General features: G+C 73.5%; 16 protein-coding genes. 3 read left to right on the plus strand and 13 right to left on the minus strand.

What is annotated here, in order from left to right; all coding sequences use genetic code 11:
* Positions 1-18 precede the first annotated feature (18 nt).
* The 5 genes from ACH4DX_RS09860 to ACH4DX_RS09880 form a co-directional block, all read right to left on the minus strand.
* On the minus strand, positions 19-1,296 hold the full coding sequence (locus ACH4DX_RS09860) for a cytochrome P450 (RefSeq protein ID WP_398154702.1): 1,278 nt from the start codon (positions 1,294-1,296) through the stop codon (positions 19-21).
* On the minus strand, positions 1,293-1,910 hold the full coding sequence (locus tag ACH4DX_RS09865) for a GTP-binding protein (RefSeq protein WP_398115059.1): 618 nt from the start codon (positions 1,908-1,910) through the stop codon (positions 1,293-1,295). Before ACH4DX_RS09865 ends, ACH4DX_RS09860 begins: the two co-directional genes overlap by 4 nt.
* Positions 1,891-2,247, minus strand: coding sequence for a DUF742 domain-containing protein (locus ACH4DX_RS09870; protein WP_398115061.1), 357 nt, complete (start codon positions 2,245-2,247; stop codon positions 1,891-1,893). Before ACH4DX_RS09870 ends, ACH4DX_RS09865 begins: the two co-directional genes overlap by 20 nt.
* Positions 2,244-2,681 carry a roadblock/LC7 domain-containing protein gene (locus tag ACH4DX_RS09875; RefSeq protein WP_398115062.1) on the minus strand — a complete coding sequence of 146 codons (438 nt, stop codon included), beginning with the start codon at positions 2,679-2,681 and terminating at the stop codon, positions 2,244-2,246. Before ACH4DX_RS09875 ends, ACH4DX_RS09870 begins: the two co-directional genes overlap by 4 nt.
* 126 nt (positions 2,682-2,807) lie before the next feature.
* The gene (locus ACH4DX_RS09880; protein WP_398154703.1) at positions 2,808-4,787 is read right to left on the minus strand and encodes a sensor histidine kinase; all 1,980 of its coding nucleotides are present in this window, start codon (positions 4,785-4,787) and stop codon (positions 2,808-2,810) included.
* 883 nt (positions 4,788-5,670) lie between these two features.
* Between ACH4DX_RS09880 and ACH4DX_RS09885 the strand changes: the two genes are divergently transcribed.
* The gene (locus ACH4DX_RS09885) at positions 5,671-9,258 is read left to right on the plus strand and encodes a condensation domain-containing protein (RefSeq protein ID WP_398154704.1); all 3,588 of its coding nucleotides are present in this window, start codon (positions 5,671-5,673) and stop codon (positions 9,256-9,258) included.
* 61 nt (positions 9,259-9,319) lie between these two features.
* On the opposite strand, the gene ACH4DX_RS09890 is transcribed toward ACH4DX_RS09885, so the two are convergent.
* From ACH4DX_RS09890 to ACH4DX_RS09915, 6 genes are all read right to left on the minus strand, one after another.
* Positions 9,320-10,048 (minus strand): DUF4232 domain-containing protein, encoded by a 729-nt coding sequence (locus tag ACH4DX_RS09890; RefSeq protein WP_398154705.1) that lies wholly within the window; start codon positions 10,046-10,048, stop codon positions 9,320-9,322.
* A 76-nt stretch (positions 10,049-10,124) separates the two neighbouring features.
* Entirely contained in the window at positions 10,125-11,123 is a 999-nt protein-coding gene (locus ACH4DX_RS09895) for a TIGR03842 family LLM class F420-dependent oxidoreductase (protein WP_398154706.1), read from the minus strand.
* 105 nt (positions 11,124-11,228) lie between these two features.
* Positions 11,229-12,632 (minus strand): dihydropyrimidinase, encoded by a 1,404-nt coding sequence (hydA, locus tag ACH4DX_RS09900; RefSeq protein ID WP_398115070.1) that lies wholly within the window; start codon positions 12,630-12,632, stop codon positions 11,229-11,231.
* A 50-nt stretch (positions 12,633-12,682) separates the two neighbouring features.
* On the minus strand, positions 12,683-13,963 hold the full coding sequence (locus ACH4DX_RS09905; protein ID WP_398154707.1) for an aspartate aminotransferase family protein: 1,281 nt from the start codon (positions 13,961-13,963) through the stop codon (positions 12,683-12,685).
* On the minus strand, positions 13,960-14,802 hold the full coding sequence (locus ACH4DX_RS09910; RefSeq protein WP_398154708.1) for a nitrilase-related carbon-nitrogen hydrolase: 843 nt from the start codon (positions 14,800-14,802) through the stop codon (positions 13,960-13,962). The genes ACH4DX_RS09905 and ACH4DX_RS09910 overlap by 4 nt, the downstream gene beginning before the upstream one ends.
* Before the next feature lie 182 nt (positions 14,803-14,984).
* Positions 14,985-16,901: a hypothetical protein gene (locus ACH4DX_RS09915; protein ID WP_398154709.1), complete on the minus strand. Its 1,917-nt coding sequence runs from the start codon at positions 16,899-16,901 to the stop codon at positions 14,985-14,987.
* A 499-nt stretch (positions 16,902-17,400) separates the two neighbouring features.
* Between ACH4DX_RS09915 and ACH4DX_RS09920 the strand changes: the two genes are divergently transcribed.
* Positions 17,401-18,648, plus strand: coding sequence for a Cmx/CmrA family chloramphenicol efflux MFS transporter (locus ACH4DX_RS09920; protein WP_398154710.1), 1,248 nt, complete (start codon positions 17,401-17,403; stop codon positions 18,646-18,648).
* Positions 18,649-18,719: 71 nt separating this feature from the next.
* On the opposite strand, the gene ACH4DX_RS09925 is transcribed toward ACH4DX_RS09920, so the two are convergent.
* Positions 18,720-18,977 (minus strand): helix-turn-helix domain-containing protein, encoded by a 258-nt coding sequence (locus ACH4DX_RS09925; RefSeq protein ID WP_398115079.1) that lies wholly within the window; start codon positions 18,975-18,977, stop codon positions 18,720-18,722.
* A 49-nt stretch (positions 18,978-19,026) separates the two neighbouring features.
* Here ACH4DX_RS09925 and map point away from each other — a divergent pair, with 49 nt between their 5' ends.
* A complete protein-coding gene (map, locus tag ACH4DX_RS09930; protein WP_398154711.1) occupies positions 19,027-19,794 on the plus strand; it encodes a type I methionyl aminopeptidase in 768 nt (255 codons plus the stop codon).
* 157 nt (positions 19,795-19,951) lie between these two features.
* Here map and ACH4DX_RS09935 read toward each other — a convergent pair whose 3' ends face one another.
* On the minus strand, positions 19,952-20,503 hold the full coding sequence (locus tag ACH4DX_RS09935) for a helix-turn-helix domain-containing protein (RefSeq protein WP_398115082.1): 552 nt from the start codon (positions 20,501-20,503) through the stop codon (positions 19,952-19,954).
* Between the last annotated feature and the right edge of the window lie 67 nt (positions 20,504-20,570).

Raw genomic sequence — 20,570 nt, forward strand, 5'->3', positions numbered from 1 at the left:
GCCGTCACCGCGCCGCCGTCACTGCGCCACGGGCGTGAACTGCACGGGCAGTGCCGTCAGGCCCCGCATCCAGATGGAGGGACGCCAGGCGAGCTCGCCGGGGTCGACGGAGAGCACCAGGTCGGGCAGCCGCTCGAGGAGCGTCTCGACCGCGGTGCGCGCGATGACGTCGGCGAGCAGCGGCGCCGGGTAGGGGCAGCGGTGCTCGCCGTTGCTGAAGGACAGGTGCGCCGAGTTCTCGGAGCCGATCTGCGCCCCCGGCCAGATCTGCGGGTCGGCGTTGGCCGCGGCGAGGCCGAGCACCAGGCAGTCCCCCGCCCGGATGCGGCGCCCGCCGAGCTGGGTGTCGCGCACCGCCCAGCGGCCGATGAAGTTCTGCGTCGGCGTGTCGAGCCACAGGACCTCGTTGAGCGCCTGGCTGACGCTGAGGCGGCCGCCGGAGACGTTCAGGGCGAACCGCTCGTCGGTCAGGAGCAGCCGCAGCGTGTTGCAGATCCAGTTGGCGGTGGGCTGCTGGGCGGCGGCGATCACCGAGATCAGGTCCTGGACGATCTCCTCGTCGGACAGGCCCGCGGGGTGCGCCAGCATGCGCGAGGTGACATCGGCACCCGGGTTGCGCCGCCGCTCCTCGACGAGGTGGTGCACGCGCTCGCCGACGCGCACGTACGCGGCCACCGGATCGTCGCCCTCGGCGGCGTCCAACGACATCCGCAGGTCCTCCACGAGGGCCTCGGTGTCGGCGGTGCCGGGCGGCATGCCGACCATGTGCACGGCGGCACGCATCGCCAGGGGGTGGGTGTAGACGCTCATCAGCTCGGCGCTGCCGCGCCCGGAGAAGTCCGCGATGAGCTGGTCGGCGATGTACGCGCACTCGCGGCCGAGCTCGAATTGGTCGACGCCCTCCAGGGCTTCGGTGATGACGCCCGCGCGCCTGCGGTGCTCGGCGCCCTCGGTGAACAGGACGGACGGCTGGTGTCCCACGAACGGCATCAGGGGCCAGTCGGCGGGGATGTTGTCCCACTGGTTCCAGCGCCGCGAGTCGCGGGCGAACAGCTCGTCGTGCGCGGTCACAAAGGTGACCTCGGAGTAGCCGAGGACGAGCCAGGCGGGCACCCCGCCGTCGAGGAGGACGGGCGCGACCGAACCGTGCCTGCTGCGCAGGCTGCGGTAAAGGTCGAAGGGCGTCTGCTGGTACTCGAGACCGCTGAGGGGCACCGCGTCGGGGTGGGCGGCGTGGGCGGGGCAGCCGGGCGGCGGGGTGGCCGGCGCGGTTGCGGGTCCGGTCGCTTCGGTCATGCTGTCAGTTCCCGTTCCCGTGCCAGGTGGTGGAGGTGGTCGACCAGGGTGATCAGCACGTCCTTGCCGGACGAGCGGACCCGGGCGTCGCACTCGATGAGGGGGACGTGGGCGGGCAGCGCGAGCGCGGTGCGTATCTCCTCCAGGGAGTGGCGCGCCGCGTCGTCGTCGAAGCGGTTCACGGCGACGACGAAGGGCGTGCCGTGGTGTTCGAGCCGGTCGATCGCGTACCAGGACTCGTCCATCCTGCGGGTGTCCACGAGGACCACCGCGCCGAGGGTGCCCGCGAAGAGGCGGTCCCACAGGAACCAGAAGCGCTTCTGTCCGGGCGCGCCGAACAGATAGAGCACCAGGCGGTCGTTGAGGCTGATGCGGCCGAAGTCGAAGGCGACCGTGGTGGTGGTCTTGCCGGTCGACTCGGGCATCTCGTCGACCCCGGCGCCGGCCTGCGTCATCACCTCCTCGGTGTTCAGCGGCCGGATCTCGCTGACCGAGCGGACCAGGGTGGTCTTGCCGACGCCGAAGCCGCCCACCACGACGATCTTCAGGCCGTTTTCGGCCGTGTCGCGCAGCGGTGTCCGGGACGACGGCAGCTCAGAGGTTGCGGAGCCCATGGAGCACCTCCGTGAGAAGAGCGGAATCGGGGAGCGTGGCGGAGGCCGCCACGCGGGGATGTCGGGGGGTGATGCGGCCGGTCGCCTGTAGGTCCTCCAGGAGGATGCGGACGACGGTGATGGGCAGCGAGAGCTCGGCGGCGATCTCGACGACGGCGGTGGGGTGCCGGCACAGCTCCAGGATGCGCGCGTGCTCGGACTGCTGGCCGACGGCGGGCTCGCACTCGGCGACGATCAGCGTCACGAGGTCGAACGAGCCGCCGTCGGAGCGGCTGCGGCCCCCCGTGACCGTGTAGAGGCGGTCGGGGTCGCCGACGTCGACGGGCCGCCGCATCACGAGCCGCTGCCGCCGGGCTGCCGCGGGGTGCCGTGTGCCTGGGCCCGGGGCTCGGCCCGCAGGTGCTCGCCGATCTGGGACACGAGCTGGCTCATCTGGTGGCCCACGACGCCGGGGTCGGCGTCCTCGTCGGCGATGACGGCCAGGTGCGCGCCCTGGCCCGCCTCGACGACGAAGAGCAGGCCGCCGTGGAACTCGGTCATGGAGTGCCGTACGCCGCCGGAGCCGTCGCCGAACTCCATGGACGCGCCCTGGGCGAGTGCCTGGATGCCGGAGCAGATCGCGGAGAGCTGGTCGGCCTGGTCGAGGCTGAGGCCGGGGCTCCAGCACAGCTTCAGGCCGTCGCGGGACAGGACCAGGGCGTGCCGGGTGCCGGGGGTGCCGTCGAGCAGGGTGTCCAGGAGCCAGTTCAGGCTGTTGTCGGTGGTCTGCATAGTGGGTTCGGGGCGGTCACCGGGGGTGCGAACGCCCTTGCCTCCCTTTCGGTCATGGGGCGAGGGGTCAAGGCTGCCGGGGCGCGGTCCGGGCGGAACCGGCGCCCCGGGACGTAGGGGAGCCGGTCACTCGGCCCGCGGCGGCGGTTCGCTCCCGTCGGCGGCGCGGCGGGCGCGGTGGAAGGCGCCGAAGCTGGCGCCGATGTCACGCGGCGGACGCTGCGCGCCCGGGGCGGTGCTGCCGGGGCCGTCCGTGCCACCCGTGCCGCCGGTGGCGCCGGGGCCGCCAGGGGTGGGGCCGGGGGTGCCCTGGGTGCCCGAGGTGCGCGGGGCGTCCTCGCGGGCGCGGGCGTGGGCGGCCTGCCGCTGCTGGAGCTCGGCGTGCGCGGCGGCCATGGTGCGGCCCGGCCTGCGCACCGGGAGGCCGCCGAAGGTGGCGCCCCTGCCGTCGGTGCCGCCGTCGGCGGGGCTCGGGGTGGCCGGGGTGCCCAAGTGGCTGGGGGTGCCCGGGGTGCCCGGGGTGCTCTGGGTACCCGGAGTGCCCGGGGTGCTGTGGGTGCCGCCGTGGCGGGCGTGCCCGGCGACCTGCCCGTGCTCGTCGGGTCCGTCGGCGGTGCGCTCCCGCGCGGGGCTGTGCTCGTCGGGCGCGGCGTGGCGGGGGGTGCCGGTGCCTTCGGTGGGTGCGGTGTGCGCGGCGGCCGCGGTGCGGGAGTCCCCTGCGCCGCGGGGCGCGGGCACGGCGTCGGCGCCGGACAGGGCGGGCGCTGCGGCGGAGGATGCGGACGCTCCCGCGGCGGCGGGCGTGGTGACGGGAACGCGCTCGGCCTGTGCCTGCTGGGCGATCAGCTGCGGGGGCAGCAGGACGACGACGCCGGTGCCGCCACGGGCCGAGGGGCGGAAGCTGACGTTCATGCCGTACTTGACGGCGAGCCTGCCGACCACGGCGAGCCCGAGGCGGGTGCCCTGGAGCAGTGCGAGGTCGGTCATCTGCCCGGACACCGACTCCTCGGCGCGGCGCAGCGCCGCCTCGGACATCCGCAGGCCGCTGTCCTCGATGGTGATGACGACGCCGGTGCGGGACTCCTCCACGTACACGTGCACTTCGTCGGTGGGCGGCGAGAAGTTCGCGGCGTTGTCGGTGAGTTCGGCGAGCAGGTGCATCACGCCCTCGGCGGCGAAGCCGACGACGGCGACCCGGGTCGAGCAGTGCAGCCGCACCCGCTGGTAGGCGGCGATGCGGCCGACGGCGCCGCGCAGGATGGACTCCATCACGATGGGCTTGTTCCAGGCGCGGCTGGAACGGCCGCCCATGAGGAGCGCGAGCCGGTCGGTCATGAGGCCGAGCTGGGAGGTGCTGTGGTCGATGGCGAGCAGGTCGCCGAAGACCTCCTCGCCGTGCCGGTCCTGCATGGCGCGCAGGTCGGCGAGCATGCTCACGGACTTGGCCTGGACGCGGCTGAGGGCCTTGGCGCTCGCGGCCTGCGCGGCTGCGGCGCGCCGCTCGCTCAGGGCGAGTTCCCGTACGGCGGCCTCGGTCAGGTCGCGCAGCACGGGGTCCTGCGGCCACCGCACGCCCGCGAGGACCCGGTCCACGGAGGCGCCGCCGCGCAGCTTGTCGACGACGGCCGGGACGGTCTCGGTGGCGAGGCGCCGTACGTCGTCGGACATGCGCGCCACGTCGTCGGCTGCGCTGCGCCCCGCGGCGGCCGCGGCGGTCGCGCGCTGCTCGGCTTCGGCGAGTGCGGTCACACAGACGCGCAGCAGTTCGCGCTGGGACGGCAGGGCGGGCGGCCGGGTCTGCCGCAGTATCTCGTCGGGGGCGATGCCCTCGCGGGCGAGGCGTGCCACCGCGGGCAGGGTGACCTGTGCCAGGCCCATGTCCTCCGCGGTGCGGGAGTCCAACTGGGCGCGTACGCGCAGCAGTTCGTCCTCCGCGTCGGCGGCTCGGGCCCGTAGCCGGTTCGCCTTCGCGATGCCGACGCAGACGGCGACGGTGAGCAGCACCCAGCCGCCGGCCGCGGCGGCACCGGTCCAGCCGCGGGCGTCCACCGGCGCGAGCGCGGTGACGGCGGCACCCGCCACGGCGGCCACCGCCAGGAGACACACGGGCAGCGTGTATGCCGTTCGCCGGATGTTCGAGGTGCGGTCCGGACGACGATCGGCGGGCTGTGTCATTCCGTGGTCCCTCGGTGTCGGCACGGGTGGACGGGCCGTCGGCCCGCCCACGACTGAGTGCCGTCGCGAGGGAAGTCCGCCGTGTGGCGCTGTCTTCCGACGGCACTTGTGGTGGTCATGCTAGCCACAAGATCGCACAGTGGAAGCGAGCATTCAGCGCCGGGGGGCTCCCGCCGGAAGGTTCGTCGTGAAAGGGCCTGTTCATACCCCGGTGCGTGGTATTCGGAGCGCTCCCGGGGCGGAGCCCGACACCCCAGGCCAGGCGGCCCGCACCCCGTCACGGCCGAGCACGTGGCGCGCGTAGACCGTCCACATCTCCTCCGAACGAGCCCACCCCGAGGCCGGAACCATGCGCTCGGGTAGTCGTTTTTCAGCCAACCTGTGCCCCATTCCGCACGCTGCGGCGCCGGAAGTGACGGCAGCGGCAAGGCCGGTCTCGTTAACGGGACACGGTAAAGAAAAATGGCGGGAAACCGGCGGACACCTGAGAAAGGACATTCCCTTCGTGTACGCAGGTCCCACCTCCGTTTCGGCACGCCGTACGTGTCTTACGAGAAAGGAATACGCGAGTCCCGGAAGTCGGCTTCCCTTCTCCCCCAAATAGGTGGGGGGTTACGGTCAGGACCCGAGGGAAAGAAGCGACGCCCCAGGTCAACGAGGTCCGCACTGAGGACGACGCGGAACTCTCGCCGAGCGGTTCTCCCTGATTTCCGCGACCAGCGCCCCGACGGGGTCCGGCACCGTGACCCCGCACCGGACCAACCGCTTCGGCCCTCTTGAGATCTGTTTGCGCCATGACCGTCTGGAGTTTTTCGTGACCGATCTTCAAAAGCCCTACGACGAGTCGAATGAGCGTACGCATCGTGTCGCGCATCGACTGATCGGCCGTGGGGTGGGTCCTGAGCAGTTGCCGACGGTGGACGCGTCGGCGCCGGTGGCGGGCCGGTCGGCCGCCGCCGCCACGGACCCGGTCGGCGCCGATCCCTTCGGGGGCCGGGTCGTGGGGGCGCTCGCGGAGTTACGGGGCCGGGGTGTCGGTCTCGTACCGCATCTGCCCGTCACCCGCTTCCTGATGGAGCGCGGCCCAGGCTTCGACCGCTTGCTGGAGGCCATGCTCCTGAGGCTGCCCGAGGGCATCGACGCGGACGGCCTCGTCGCCACCCTCACGGCCGTGATCGACCGGCACGACCTCCTGCGGGCCCGACTCACCGAAGCGGACGGCGGCGGGCTCGTCGTCGGCGCGCCGGGCTCGGTGGACGCCGCGGCACTGTTGCACCGGTCGGCGCACTGCGGTTCGTGGAGCGGGGAGGGTGCGGGGGCGGGGGCCGGGCGCACCCCGCTCCTCGCCGAACTCGGCCTGGCCGCCGCCACGTTGGATCCGGCGGCGGGTGTGGTCGCGCAGTTCGTGTGGTTCGACCCGGGCCCCGAGCGGGCCGGGCGCCTGCTCGTCGCCCTGCACCGCATCGTCGTCGACGAGGTGTCCTGGCGCGTCCTCGTGTCCGACCTGGCCACCGCCTGGCGCCACGTCCGTGAGGGGCGGAGCCCCGAACTCGCTCCCGCCAGCACGTCCGTGCGCCGGTGGTCGTACGCCTTGGTGGAGGAGTCCGGCCGTCCCGGGCGCACCGCGGAGCTGGATCTGTGGCGTGCGGTCGTCGAAGGCCCGGACCCGGTGCTCGGCGCGCGCCGCCTGGACCCGGCCGTGGACGTGGTCGCCACCCTGTCCGAGACCCGAGTGCGGTTGCCCGCGGATGTCACCGGGACGCTGCTCTCCACGCTGCCCGACGCGTTCCGCTGTGACGCGGACAGCTGGCTCCTCGCCGGGCTCGCGATGGCCCTCACCAAGTGGCGGGCCGCGCGCGGCGTCGACGAGGCGTCCTCGCTCATCCGCGTGGAGGGCCTCGGCCGCGAGGAAGCGGCCGTCCCCGGCGCCGATCTGTCCCGCACGGTGGGCTGCCTCACCAGCGTCTTCCCCGTCCGCCTGGACGTCACGGGCATCGACCTGGAGGAGGCCTTCGCCGGTGGCAGGGCGGCGGGCACGGTCGTCAAGACCGTCAAGGAGCAGCTCCTCGCCCTGCCCGACAAGGGCATCGGCTACGGCCTGCTGCGCCACCTCAACCCCGAGACCGCCGCCGTCCTGGAGCGGCACGGCAGCGGACAGATCTCCTTCACCTACCGGGGCCGGTCCGCCGCCGCCGACCTGCCCGCGGGCCCGCGCGGCCTCGGCTTCACCCAGGACGCGGGCGTCGCCGAACTGGCCGAGCTGGGCGCCGGGCACGACCCGCGGATGCCCGCGCACGCCGAACTCGCCATCGACGCGTACGTCACCGACACCCCCGAAGGCCCCCGCCTCGGCGCCCTCTTCACCGCCCCCGAAGGCGTGCTGACCCGGGCGGAGGTGGCAGAACTCGCCGCCCTGTGGTGCGCGGCCCTGCGCGGCCTCGCCCGGCACGCCGAGCAGCCCGGCGCGGGCGGCCCGACCCCCTCCGACGTGCCCCTGGTCCACGTCGCCCAGACCGACATCGACGCGTGGCAGCGGCGCTGCCCCGGCCTCGAGGACATCTGGCCCGTGTCACCGCAGCAGAAGGGCCTGCTCCTGCGCTCCGTGACGGCTGTGACGGCTGTGACGGCCGAGGAGTCCGGCGCGGCCTCGGATGCCTGCCTGTGCCAGTACGTCCTTCGCCTGTCCGGTGACGTCGACCCCGCCCGCCTGCGCAGGGCCGCGCAAGCGGTCCTCGCCCGGCACGACGCCCTGCGCGCCGCCTTCGTACCCGGCCCGGGCGGCGAACTCGTCCAGCTCGTCGCCGGCAGCACCCTTGACCTGCTCTGGCTGGAAAGCGACCTGAGCCGCCTCGACGCGTCGGTACGGGAGGCGGCCCTGGAGAAGTTCCTGGCCGACGACCTGGGCGCGCGCTTCGACCCGGCACGGCCGCCCATGCTGCGGATGGCCCTGCTCACCCTGGCACCCGACCGCCACGAACTCGTCCTCACCGTCCACCGCGCCGTGTGCGACAGCCGGTCCCTGCCGCCGCTCGTCCAGGACCTGCTGCACCTGTACGCCACCGACGGCGACCCCTCGGCCCTGCCTGCGGCCCCCAGTTACCGCGACTACCTGGCCCGGCAGGCCCAGCAGACGCGGCAGGCCCGGCAGAGCCGCGCCGCCTCGGCGCGGGCCCGGTGGCGCGAACTCGACGGCGTGCGGGAGCCCACCCTGCTCTTCGCCGACGCGGACACCGACACCGACGGCACCGACGGCACCGACGGCACCGACACCGCCATGGGCACCGACACCAGGGCCGCCATGGTGACCGGCACCGGCACGGACACCAGGGCCGACGGCACCGACACCGGCACCGGCCTGTCCGACGTGCCCCTGCCCGCGGCCCTCGCCCGCGACCTGCCACTCCGCGCCGCCGAGCACGGCGTCACCCTCACCACCCTGGTCCAGGGTGCCTGGGGCATCCTCCTGAGCTGTCTCACCGGGCGTCAGGACGTCCTCATGGCCGCCGTGTCGTCGGGACGCCCGTCCGCACCCACCGGTCGGGACGCCGCGGTCGGCATGTTCCTCCACACGCTTCCCGTCCGCGTGCGATGTGCTCCCGGAGCCACGGTCGGTGAGGTGCTCGCGGATCTCCACTCCCGGAGGGCCGGGCTCCCGGACCGTCAGCACCACGGTCTCGCCGACATCCGCGGTGACGCGGGGCTCAGGGCCCTCTGCGACACGGCGGTCGACTTCGAGTCGTTCCCCGTCACCCGCGAGGCCATCACCGGGGCGGGCGCCAAAGCCGGGGCCGGTGCCCAAGCCAGTGCCGAGGTCGGCGCCCAAGCCGGTAACGAGGTCGGAGCCCAGGCCGGTAACGCCCCCGGCTTCACCGTCACCAGCATCCGCTCCTCCCCCGCGAGCCACTGGCCAGTGACGCTGTCCGTCGACCCCGGTGCCCCCCAGGCCCGGCTGGCGATCCACTACCAGCGGCGCGTCCTCGACCGGGCGACGGCCGACCGTCTCGCCGCCCGCTTCGCGCACGTCCTGAGCCGCGTCGCCGAGGAACCGCACGCCCGCGTCGCGGACCTGGGCGTCCCGACCTCCGACACGGCCGCCCCGCTCGCGGCGAAGCGGCACCGAGTCCCTCCCGCCACTCCCCCGGAGCAGCGGCTGTGCGCCCTGGTCGCGCGCGTGCTCGGCGTCGAACGGGTCGGCACGGCCGACGGCTTCCTCGCGCTGGGCGGTGACTCCCGGGCGGCCACCGGACTCGTCGGCAGGATCGGCAAGGAGTTCGGGGTCACCGTGACCGTCCGGGCGGTCTTCGAGGCAAGGACCATCGCCGAGCTGGCACGCACCGTGCGGAACGCGTCCGTCAGCAGCCGCCCCGAGCTCCGCAGGATCGACCGGAGCACTCTCACGTGACGCGGACGTGCCCCGGACGTGCCCCGAAGTGGCTTGGGGCGCCCCGGCGTGACGCAGTCGGCTAGCGGCCCCGCGTGTACTTCTGCCACGCGGTCGTCGCGATGCGCCCGGTGCTCCCGACGTCCAGGCCCCCGTGCGGGGAGATGGTCCTCGCGGGAGCGCCGGGCGCGGCGACGACCCGCAGCCGGGGGGCGTGGACCGCGGGACTCGTCGTGTCGGTGTAGGTGTTGCGCCACACCACGGCGACCGTCGCGGACTCGCCGCGCCCGAGCGTGACCGAGTGCGGGCCGGGGTCGGGCACGCCGGTGGTGATCTGTTCCGTCCCCTTCAGGGTGCGTACGCCGAGTGGTTCGTGGTCCTCGTCGAGTGCCCGCAGGTCCGGGTACCCGTGGAGGCGGTAGGTGCCGGTGCCGCAGTGTGTCGCCGTCACCGTCGTCGCGCGCAGGCCCATGGCCGCGTGGACGGGGCCGGGCTCGACCAGGAGGCCGGACCTGCCGGAGCAGTCGCGGGACGCCTCGGCCGGACGGTCGGGGATCTCGGCGGCGGCCGACGGGACGCCGTACCGGGGCGCACCGGTGTCCAGGGCGTCCGGTTCGAGCCTGTCCGGCGTGACCGCGAAGGAGAAGGAGGGGGTCGTCGGCCCGGCGGACGGTGGCGGGCCGCCCTGCCCCGCCACCCGCGTCGCGGGGCCGCCGGCGTCGTCCCCGCCGGATTCGCCCGACCCGCACCCGGCGGTGAGCAGGACGAGGGCGCAGAGGGCGACGGCGTGGCGCGGCGTGAGAGGAGTCACGCCGGGATCATGCCACGCGCGCCCGCACATCCGTTCGCACTCTGGGCGGCACGTCCGGAGCGGACGGCCCGCCCGGTCAGGCGAGCGCCGGGATGATCTCCGCGCCGTAGGCGTCGATGACGGCCTCCCGCGCGTCGTGCATGGCGTACAGGGCGAACTGGTCCACGCCGAGGTCCTTGAGGGTGCGCAGCTTGTCGATGTGTGCGGCGGCGGGCCCGAGCAGGCAGAAGCGGTCCACGATCTCGTCGGGCACGAAGGCGGTGTCGGGGTTCCCGGCGCGCCCGTGGTGGCGGTAGTCGTAGCCCCCACGCTGCTTGATGTACGCGGTGAGCGCCTCCGGCACCATCGCGGAGCGCTCGCCGTACCTGGAGACGAGGTCGGCGACGTGGTTGCCGACCATCCCGCCGAACCACCGGCACTGCTCGCGGGCGTGGTCCAGGTCGGCGCCGACGTAGGCGGGCGCCGCCACGCAGACGGTGACGGCCGACGGGTCGCGTCCCGCGTCGGCGGCGGCAGCGCGCACCGCCTTGACCATCCACTCCGTCAGACAGGGGTCGGCGAGCTGGAGGATGAACCCGTCGGCCTTCTGCCCGGCGAGGGCGAGGGCCTTCGGGCCGTACGCGGCCACCCACACCGGCAGTCTGCCGTCCCGCACCCAGGGGATGCGCAGGCGCTGCCCTTCGACGTCGGCCTCCCGGCCCTCGGCGAGGTCGCGGACGGCGTCTATGCACGCGCCGAGGCGCGCCAGGGTATTCGGGGGGCGGCCCGCGACGCGCATCGCGGAGTCGCCGCGGCCGATGCCGCACACGGTGCGGTTGCCGTACATGTCGTTGAGCGTGGCGAAGGTGGAGGCGGTGACCTCCCAGGTCCTTGTGCCCGGGTTGGTCACCATGGGTCCGACCGTGAGGTGGTCGGTGTGCTCCAGGATCCGGCTGTGGATGACGAACGGCTCCTGCCACAGGACCGCCGAGTCGAACGTCCAGCCGTAGCGGAAGCCGCTGCGCTCCGCGCGCCGCATCAGACCGACCACCTCGGAGGCGGGCGGATCGGTCTGGAGGACGAGTCCGAAATCCACGAGGGGACCTCCTAGATCGATGGCGGTGAGGGCTTGGCCCGGGTGCGGGGCCCGGCCCGGGTGCGGGACCTGACCCGGGTACGGGACCTGAACCAGATGTGGGGCCTAGCCCAGGTACTGGCAGGTGGCGCGCGGGGTGTAGACGCCGTGTCCGGCACGTCCGGTGAACTCCCGCCCCTCGACGACGGGTTCACCGCGCGAGAGGACGGTCTCGACGCGGCCGGTGACCTGTCTGCCCTCGTACGCCGAGTAGTCGACGTTCATGTGGTGGGTCTCGGCGGAGATCACCTGGGTCGCCGCCGGGTCGTAGACGACGACGTCGGCGTCCGCGCCCGGCGCGATCGTGCCCTTCTTCGGATAGAGGCCGAACATGCGGGCCGGCGTCGCGCAGGCGATCTCGATCCAGCGGCGGCGGCTGATGTGCCCGTCGACGACGGCCTGGTGCAGCAGGTCCATGCGGTTCTCGACGCCGGGCAGACCGTTAGGGATCTTGGAGAAGTCGCCGCGGCCCAGCTCCTTCTGGCCCGTGAAGCAGAACGGGCAGTGGTCGGTGGAGACGACCTGGAGGTCGTTGGTGCGCAGGCCACGCCACAGCGCCGCCTGGTGCTCGCGGGGCCGCAGCGGCGTCGAGCACACGTACTTGGCGCCCTCGAAGTCCGGCTCGGCGAGGTTGTCGGTGGACAGGAACAGATACTGCGGGCAGGTCTCGCCGAAGACGGGGAGCCCCTTGTCCCGCGCGGCCGCGAGCTCCGCGACGGCCTCCTCCGCGGAGACGTGCACGACGTACAGCGGGGCGCCCGCGACCCGGGCGAGCTGGATCGCCCGGTGCGTGGCCTCGGCCTCCAGGAGGACCTTCCTGACCTCGCCGTGGTGGCGGGGGTCGGTCTCGCCGCGCTGAAGTGCCTGCTCGACCAGGACGTCGATCGCGATGCCGTTCTCGGCGTGCATCATGATCAGGCCGCCGTTGTCGGCGGAGCGCTGCATGGCCCGCAGGATCTGCCCGTCGTCGCTGTAGAAGACGCCCGGGTAGGCCATGAACAGCTTGAAGGAGGTGATGCCCTCCTCCACGAGCAGGTCCATCTCCTTCAGCGTCCGGTCGTTGACGTCGGAGAGGATCATGTGGAAGGCGTAGTCGATCGCGCACTTGCCGTCGGCCTTGGCGTACCAGGCGTCCAGGCCCGAGCGCAGGGACCGGCCCACGGTCTGCACGGCGAAGTCGACGACGGTGGTGGTGCCGCCCCAGGCGGCGGCCCGCGTGCCGGTCTCGAAGGAGTCCGACGCGAAGGTGCCGCCGAACGGGAGCTCCATGTGCGTGTGGGCGTCGACACCGCCGGGGACGACGTACCTCTCGCTCGCGTCGATGACGCGGTCCGCGGTCCAGGCCGCCGCTGCCTCGGTGCCGCGGGCGGCGAGCGCCGCGATCCTGCCGTCCTCGATCAGCACGTCGGCGTGCAGTTCCTCGGCGGCGGTGACGACGAGCCCGCCGCGGATCAGGGTGCGGGTACTCATGGTGATGCGCTCCCTAGGTGAGACGTACGTACGCGGATGGGCGCCAGGCCCTAGGCGTCCCGCAGGGCCTGTCCGAGGATCGCGGCGCCCTCCTCGGCCTCGGCGACCGTCAGCGAGAGCGGCGGTGCGATGCGCAGCACGCTGGTGCTGTGGCCGCCGCCCTTCCCGATGAGCAGGCCGCCCTCGCGGGCCGCTTCGAGCACGGCGGCGGCCGCCTGCGGGTTCGCCTCGTCCGTGCCGGGCCTGACGAGTTCGACACCGATCATCAGACCGCGGCCGCGCACCTCGTGGACGAGGGGCAGCTGCGCGCAGATCGCTCGCAGCCGCTCGATGAGCAGGCCGCCGACGCGCCGGGCGTTGCCCTGGAGGTCGTGTTCCAGGAGGTACGTGAGGTTGGCGAGGCCCGCGGCCATGGTCACCGGTGAGCCGCCGAACGTGGAGATGGAGCTGGCGTCCAGGCTGTTCATGATCTCCGCGCGGCCGACGACACCGCCGATCGACATGCCGTTGCCGATGCCCTTGGCGAAGGTGAGCAGGTCAGGGGGTCCCGAGGCGCCGTGTGCCTGCCAGCCCCAGAAGTGGTCGCCGGTGCGGCCCCAGCCGGTCTGCACCTCGTCGGCGATCCACAGGATGCCGTGCTCGGCGAGGACGTCGCGGAACGCGGCGTACAGACCGTCGGGGGGCGAGGTGAAGCCGCCGACGCCCTGCACCGGCTCGGCGATCAGCGCGGCGACGCCGCGCGCCTGCCCGAGCATGTCCCGCAGATCGGCGACGCACGCCTCGATGAACTCGGCGTCGCTCAGGGCCGCGTAGGGGCCACGGGTGCGGACGCCGCCGTGGACGTACAGCGTCTGCAACGGCGACAGGCTCGTGGGCGACCACGTCTGGTTGCCGGTGATGCCGACCGCGGTGAAGGAGCGGCCGTGGTAGCTGTTGCGCATCGCCAGGATCTGGTTGGAGCGGCGGTGCGCGGTCGCGAGCAGCAGGGCCGTGTCGTTCGCCTCGGTGCCCGACGTCGTGAAGAACACGCGCGGGTCCGGGATGCCGGAGAGCGTGGCGACGCGCTCGGCGAGTTCGACCATGGGGCGGTTCAGATAGAGCGTCGAGCTGTGGATGATCCGCCCCGCCTGGTCCGCGACGGCCTTGGTGACCTCGGGCAGCGCGTGGGCCGTCATGGTGGTGAGGATGCCGCCGAAGAAGTCCAGATAGCGGCGGCCCTCCGCGTCCCAGACGTGCCTGCCCTCGCCGTGGGTGAGTTCGAGCGGGGTGTCGTAGTACAGCGCGAGCCAGTCCGGCAGGACGGCGCGGTGTCGGCTGTGCAGGTCCTTCACGGTGTGACCAGCCCTTCGTACGCGTCCGGGCGGCGGTCCCGGTAGAACGCCCACTGGGTGCGGACCTCGTCGACCAGGCCGAGGTCGAGGTCGCGCACGACGAGTTCCTCCGCCTTGTCGCTCGCCGGTTCGCCGACGAACTGCCCGCGCGGGTCCACGAAGTAACTCGTGCCGTAGAAGTCGTTGTCGCCGTACTCCTCCTGGCCGACGCGGTTGATCGCCGCCACGAAGTACTCGTTGGCGACGGCCGCCGCGGGCTGCTCCAGCTGCCACAGGTGGGCGGAGAGGCCGCGCGAGGTCGCGGAGGGGTTGTAGACGAGCTGGGCGCCGTTCAGGCCCAGCTGGCGCCAGCCCTCGGGGAAGTGCCGGTCGTAGCAGATGTAGACCCCGACGCGGCCGACGGCGGTGTCGAAGACCGGCCAGCCCGCGTTGCCCGGGCGGAAGTAGAACTTCTCCCAGAAGCCCTTGACTTGGGGGATGTGGTGCTTGCGGTACTTCCCCAGGTAGCTGCCGTCGGCGTCGATGACGGCCGCGGTGTTGTAGTGGAAGCCGGACTGCTCGATCTCGAAGACGGGCACGACGATCACCATGCCGGTCTCCCGGGCGAGGTCCCGCATCCGGCGTACGGTGGGTCCGTCCGGCACCGGCTCCGCCCAGCGGTAGTGCTCGTCGTCCTGGACCTGGCAGAAGTAGGGGGCGTTGAAGACCTCTTGGAAACCGATGACCTTCGCGCCCTGCCGCGCGGCTTCGCGGGCGTGCTCCTCATGCTTGGCGATCATGGATTCGGTGTCGCCGGTCCAGGTCGCCTGGACCAGTGCGGCACGTACGACGTTGGCCATGAGCTGCTCCTTCGACGGGACGTCAGAGAGCCTCTACGCCCGTAGACTTCGTGCGTAGACAGACGAACGTAAGCCCCATCGACGGCCTTGCCAAGACCATCGTCGCCTCACGGCGCAGTCGATCACGTTTCGCACCCGAGCGGGTGAGGGCCCGCCCCCGGGAGCGCTCCTGGGCTTTCCCTTCAGGTGGTGTACCCCGCGACGCGCAGGGCGTGCACCAGGTCCCAATGGTGTTCGTCCGAGGCTCCCTTGGCGCCCGCGAGGAGCAGCGGGATGAGCCGGGGCGGGTCGGTGTGGGCGCAGGCCGCGACGTCCTCGGCGGTGCGCACGCGTACGTACGCGTCGAGCAGCGCCCTGGCCTCGCGGTCCCGGCCCGCGTCACCGAGCGCGAGCAGGGACTCGGCGATCTCCGGGGCGGGTCTGGCCACGCCCTGGCGCAGCAGCTTGCGGCAGTCCTCGGCGCGGCCCGCCCCCGCGAGCGCGTCGGCGACGGCGACGAGCCGGTCGGGCGGCAGCGAGGCGGCCTCCCACAGCAGGGTCGACCAGTCGGCGCCCAGTCCCGCGCGGTGCAGCTCGTCGGCGAACAGCGGCAGCCGCGCCGCGGGCCACCCCGCCGCCTCCACGAGGACCCCGTGCGCCTCCCCGCTGCGCCCCTCGCCGCGCAGCCGGATCAGTGCCGCGACCGCTTCGGCGGTGGCTCGTTCGTCGGTGACGCCTTCGCCCGTACCGCCATCGCCGGTGGCACCATCGCCGGTGCCGTCATCCCAGGTGACCCCTTCGCCGGTGCCTGCGGGCCGGTCCTGCGGCGCCGGGCGCCGGGCGTCGTCGGGGGCCGCGCCGGTGGGCCGCGCGTAGCGCACGCCCCTGGACGTGCGGGCGGGCACCGGCTGCTCGCCCTCCGGTACGGGCACGGCCGGTCCGGCCTCGTCGTCGGCCGCGACGACGAGCCCCGCGAAGCGTGCACCCCGGGCACCTCGGTCGCCGCGGGCGCCGCGATCTCCGCGGGGGCGGCGGCGGGAGCCGGGTTGACGTGGGACGCGGGGGGTTCGCGAGGGCGCGGGGACCGCGGGCGTGGTGCCCGGGGAGGGATCGGAGCCGGAACCGGCCGTGGGCGTTCCGGCGGGCGTCGCGGCGGCGGCCCCGTACAGCTCCGGCGCGCGACGGGCACCCAGGGCGGGCCTCTCGGCGTCGTACCCGTCCTGGGCCCCCGGGGGGTCGGGCGTGCCGTGCGTACGGCTGTCGTGCCCGGCGGGGAGGGCTGGGGTGCCAGGGGTGGCGCCCGGGGTGCCGTTCCCGGCTGGGGCTTCCGGCGTGTCGTACGCGCTGCTCCCGCCTGGGACATCGGGCGTGCCGTACGTGCTGTGGAGGCCGGGGGCGTCCGGCGCACCGTACACCCCATATTCCCCGTACGTCCCGTACGAATCCCGCGCACCGTACGCCCCGTACGCCCCGTACGCCTCATACGCCCCGTGCCTGTCGTTCAAGTCATGTGCGGCGGCGTGCCCACCGGCCGGGGCGCGGCCCGGACCGCCCCGGGCCCCGGCACCCGCGTCGGGCCCGGGCTGCCCGAAGTCCACCCACTGGGGCGCCCGCACCCGGTCGAGGCGCTCCATGCGGGCCTGGAGTTCGGCGCAGCGGGCCACGGCGCGCTCGTGGTCGTCGCGTACCCATGCCAGGTCCAGGTGGATGCGGTCCACCTCGTCGTCCGTGGCGGCGACGGCGAGGGCACGGGCGAGCTCCTGCTGGCGCTCCTGGGCGAACCGCTGTTCCTGGAGCATCAGGTCGAGCCGGTCGCTGAGGAGTTCCCTGCCGCCGGGCCCGCGGTCGTACGCGGTGACCGACGCCGCGTGCAGCGTGCGCGCCCGCACCGTCTCCGACTGCACCGCGCCCACGCCGACAGCGGCCGCGAGGTCGTGGAGGAGCGCCTGCACGACGTCCCAGGGCGGCACCTCGGCACCCTCCAGGCAGGCCCGCATGCCGTCCGGGTCACGGGACCAGAACACCCCGCACCACCCGTCGCCCTGATCGAGCCGCGCCAGGAGCTGACTCAGGTACTTCGCGAACTCCCGGACCTGGTCCGGGAGTTGTCCCTCTGCCATCGTCGGGCACCGCCCCCTGGGAGACTGGAAGTCTGCCGGTCCGGAAGATAACACCAGACGCGTTACGGGACGGCTACCCGCGGTTTTCCAAAGTCTCTGTTAATTACTTGGACGTGCGGCGAGAAGCGTGCCTAGTCTGCGCACATGTCCAGTCCCGAGGCGAGCAGACGCTAGCCACCGGCACGCCGGTGGCCGCCACCTGACGCCGCCATGGGGCCGCGCTGTGCGCACCTGCCCCTGTCGGCCCCCGCGCCACCGGACCGCCACAGTGCCGTAGTCACGGACTGCCTCCTTCCCTCGTTTCTCCCTGCTTCTCCCCTTTCTCCCCTTTCTCCCCTTTCTTCAGTCCTCACCCGCGCGCGGCCACCGCCGTACGACCCGCGCCGCCCGGTGTCACGCCGTGCTGCCCAGCGCCGTCCGGTGCGGTCCAGTGCGGTCCGGCGTCGTCCGGTGCCGTCCGTGGGTGGGGCGATCCACGATGTGGTTGCGGAGTCTTGCTGTGCCATCCGTCCTGTATCTGCTCGCTCTCGCCGTGTTCGCCCAGGGCACGTCCGAGTTCATGCTGTCCGGCCTGCTGTCGGACATCGCCGCCGACATGGAGGTGTCGGTCCCGGCCGCCGGGGCACTGACCTCGGCCTTCGCCGTCGGAATGATCGTCGGGGCACCCCTGCTCGCGGCCCTGGGCCTGCGCATGCCGCGCCGCCGGGCCCTCCTCGGCTTTCTGGCCGCGTTCCTGCTCGCCCATGTGGTGGGCGCCCTGACGACCAGCTTCGGGGTGCTGCTCGCCACCCGCGTCGTCGGCGCCCTCGCCAACGCCGGTTTCCTGGCCGTCGCCCTCACCACGGCGACCGCCCTGGTACCGCCGGACGCCAAGGGCCGGGCCACCTCGGTCCTGCTCGGCGGCACCACCCTCGCCTGCGTCGCGGGCGTACCGGGTGGTGCGCTGCTCGGCCAACTGTGGGGATGGCGCACCGCGTTCTGGGCGGTGGCGCTGATCACGCTGCCCGCACTCGTCGCCGTCGCCCGCGCCGTACCGGCGGACACCCCCGCCGCCGGGAACGTACCGTCGGACACCCCCGCCGCCAGGGACGTACCCACGGGATCCCTCGCCCCCGCGCGCCTGCGGGCCCGTACGGAACTGCGGGCCCTGCGTGCGCCCGGGCTCCTGGTCACCCTGCTGCTCGGGGCCCTGGTCAACGGGGCGACCTTCTGCGCCTTCACCTACCTGGAACCCCTGGCGACGCGTGTCACCGGCATCGATGACGCGTGGATCCCCGCGCTGCTCGCCCTGTTCGGGCTCGGCTCCTCGGTCGGGGTGGCGCTCGGCGGGCGCCTCGCCGACAGCCGTCCGGTGCCGCTCCTGGCGGGCGGCACGGTCGCGCTCCTCGCCGGGTGGGTGGTGTTCGCCCTCACGGCGGGGAACCCGGTGGCGGTGGTGGTGTGCGTCTTCGTCCAGGGCGCGCTGTCGTTCGCCGTCGGCTCCACCCTGATCTCCCAGGCGATGTACGCGGCCGCGCAGGCACCGACGCTCGCGGGCGGTTTCGCCACCGCCGCCTTCAACCTCGGCGCGGCCCTCGGGCCCTGGGCGGGCGGCCGGGCGATCGCCGGGGGCCTCGGCCACCGCTCGCCGCTGTGGGTCGGCGCCCTGCTGGTGACCCTGGCGCTGGCCACGGCGGGCACGGCGTGGGTGACCGGACGCCGACGCGGCAGCGCCGACGGCAGGAAGGAGACCTCCCCGGCCACCTGAGACTCAGGCCCGGCGGCCGCACGCCGCGACCCGGGAAACCGTCACCCGGGAAACCGTCACCCGGGAAACCGTCACACGGGAACAGGAACCGGCGTGCACCGCCGGGCCACCTCGTCCATCGAGAGGCCGAGGGCGTCCGCGAGCGCGGCGACGGTGAAGAAGGCGGGGGTGGGGGCCCGGCCCGTCTCGATCTTGCGCAGCGTCTCCGCCGAGATCCCGGCGGTCGCGGCGACCTCCACCATGCTGCGCTCGCCGCGCGCGGTCCGCAGCAGCCGGCCTAGCCGCTCGCCGCGTTCGTGCTCTTCAGGGGTAAGGGGGGTGCGCACCATGGGTCCATGCTACCCCGACCACCATTCAAATACCGGTATAGTAATTGGCATGGTTGAACTCAAGACAGATGCGTCCATCGAGGCGATGCGGGAGGCGGGCCGGGTCGTGGCACGCGCCCTGGACGCGGTGCGCGGGGCCGCGGCGGTCGGCGTCACCCTGCGGGACCTGGACGAGGTCGCGCACCAGGTGCTCAAGGACGCGGGCGCCACCTCACCGTTCCTGCACTACCACCCGGACTTCGCGCCGGTGCCCTTCCCCGCCACGCTCTGCACGTCGGTGAACGACGCGATCGTGCACGGCGTCCCGGACGACTACCGCCTGCGCGACGGCGACCTGCTCTCCGCGGACTTCGGCGCGAGCCTCGGCGGCTGGGTGGGCGACTCGGCGATCAGCTTCACCGTCGGCACCGCACGCCCCGAGGACCTCCGGCTCATCGAGACCGCCGAGCGCGCCCTGGAGGCGGGCATCGCCGCAGCGGTCGTGGGCAACCGCATCGGGGACATCGCGCACGCGATCGGCACGGTCTGCCGGGAGGCGGGGTACGGCATCCTGGAGGGCTTCGGCGGGCACGGCATCGGCCGCCGGATGCACGAGGACCCGGGAGTGCCGAACGAAGGGCGCCCCGGCCGCGGCATGCCGCTGCGGCACGGCATGGCGATCGCCATCGAGCCGATGCTGCTCGGGGGCGGCGAGGACACCTGGCACGTCGCACCGGACGGCTGGACGCTGCGCACGGACGACGGCAGCCGCGCCGCCCACGCGGAGCACACGGTGGCGATCACCGACGCGGGCCCGCGCGTCCTCACGGCGCTGTGACGCGTGAGACGGGCGGGATGCGCGGGACGCGCGGAACGGGCGCGACGCACGAAATGCGCGGGACGCACAGGCCGCACGGAACGGACGGGACGCACAGGCCCCACGGAACGGACGGGACCCGCCGAACGCGCGGGACGCACCGACCGCGCGGCTCGAGCTAGCCCTGCGCCTTGGTCTTCTCGGAGTCCTCAGCGGGAAAGAGGATCGTGCTGAGCAGGTAGCGGTTGCGCTCGGGCGAGGGCTCGTTGGCGATCCGCGGGGCGACCACGGCGGTCATCTCGCGGATCAGGTCCGCGACCTCCTCGGGGCTCAGCCACATGGTGCGCTGGCGGTAGCCCACCGCGTCCTCGGCCGGCTCCGCGCCCGGGCGGTCGAGGTAGGCGTTGAACTCGGCGATCAGGGTGGCCATGGTCACGGCGAACAGCTGCCGGTGTCCCTCGGGCGGCACGGCGGCCGCGGCGGCCGTACCCTCCTCGATCGGGGCCTCGCTCATGCGGAAACGGCGCTCCACGGCGCCCCGCACCCGCCGCTCCTCCTCGATCTCCAGCAGTCCGTGGTCGGCGAGCAGGCTCACATGGCGGTAGAGAGTGGCCTTCGACGCGTCGGGCAGCAACGCGCACAGCTGCGAGGTGGTCAGCGTCCGGCCGCCGGACATGGCATGCATGATGCGTAACCGCAGGGGATGCAGGAGCAGTTCGAGCGAGTCCATCCGCATACGATCTCATAAGTGACACCGCTCTCACGGAGCGTGTCCGAGCCACTTTCCGAGCGGCGGT

It is taken from the genome of Streptomyces sp. NPDC017940 (genome assembly GCF_044328435.1).
In the GTDB taxonomy this organism is placed as follows: domain Bacteria; phylum Actinomycetota; class Actinomycetes; order Streptomycetales; family Streptomycetaceae; genus Streptomyces.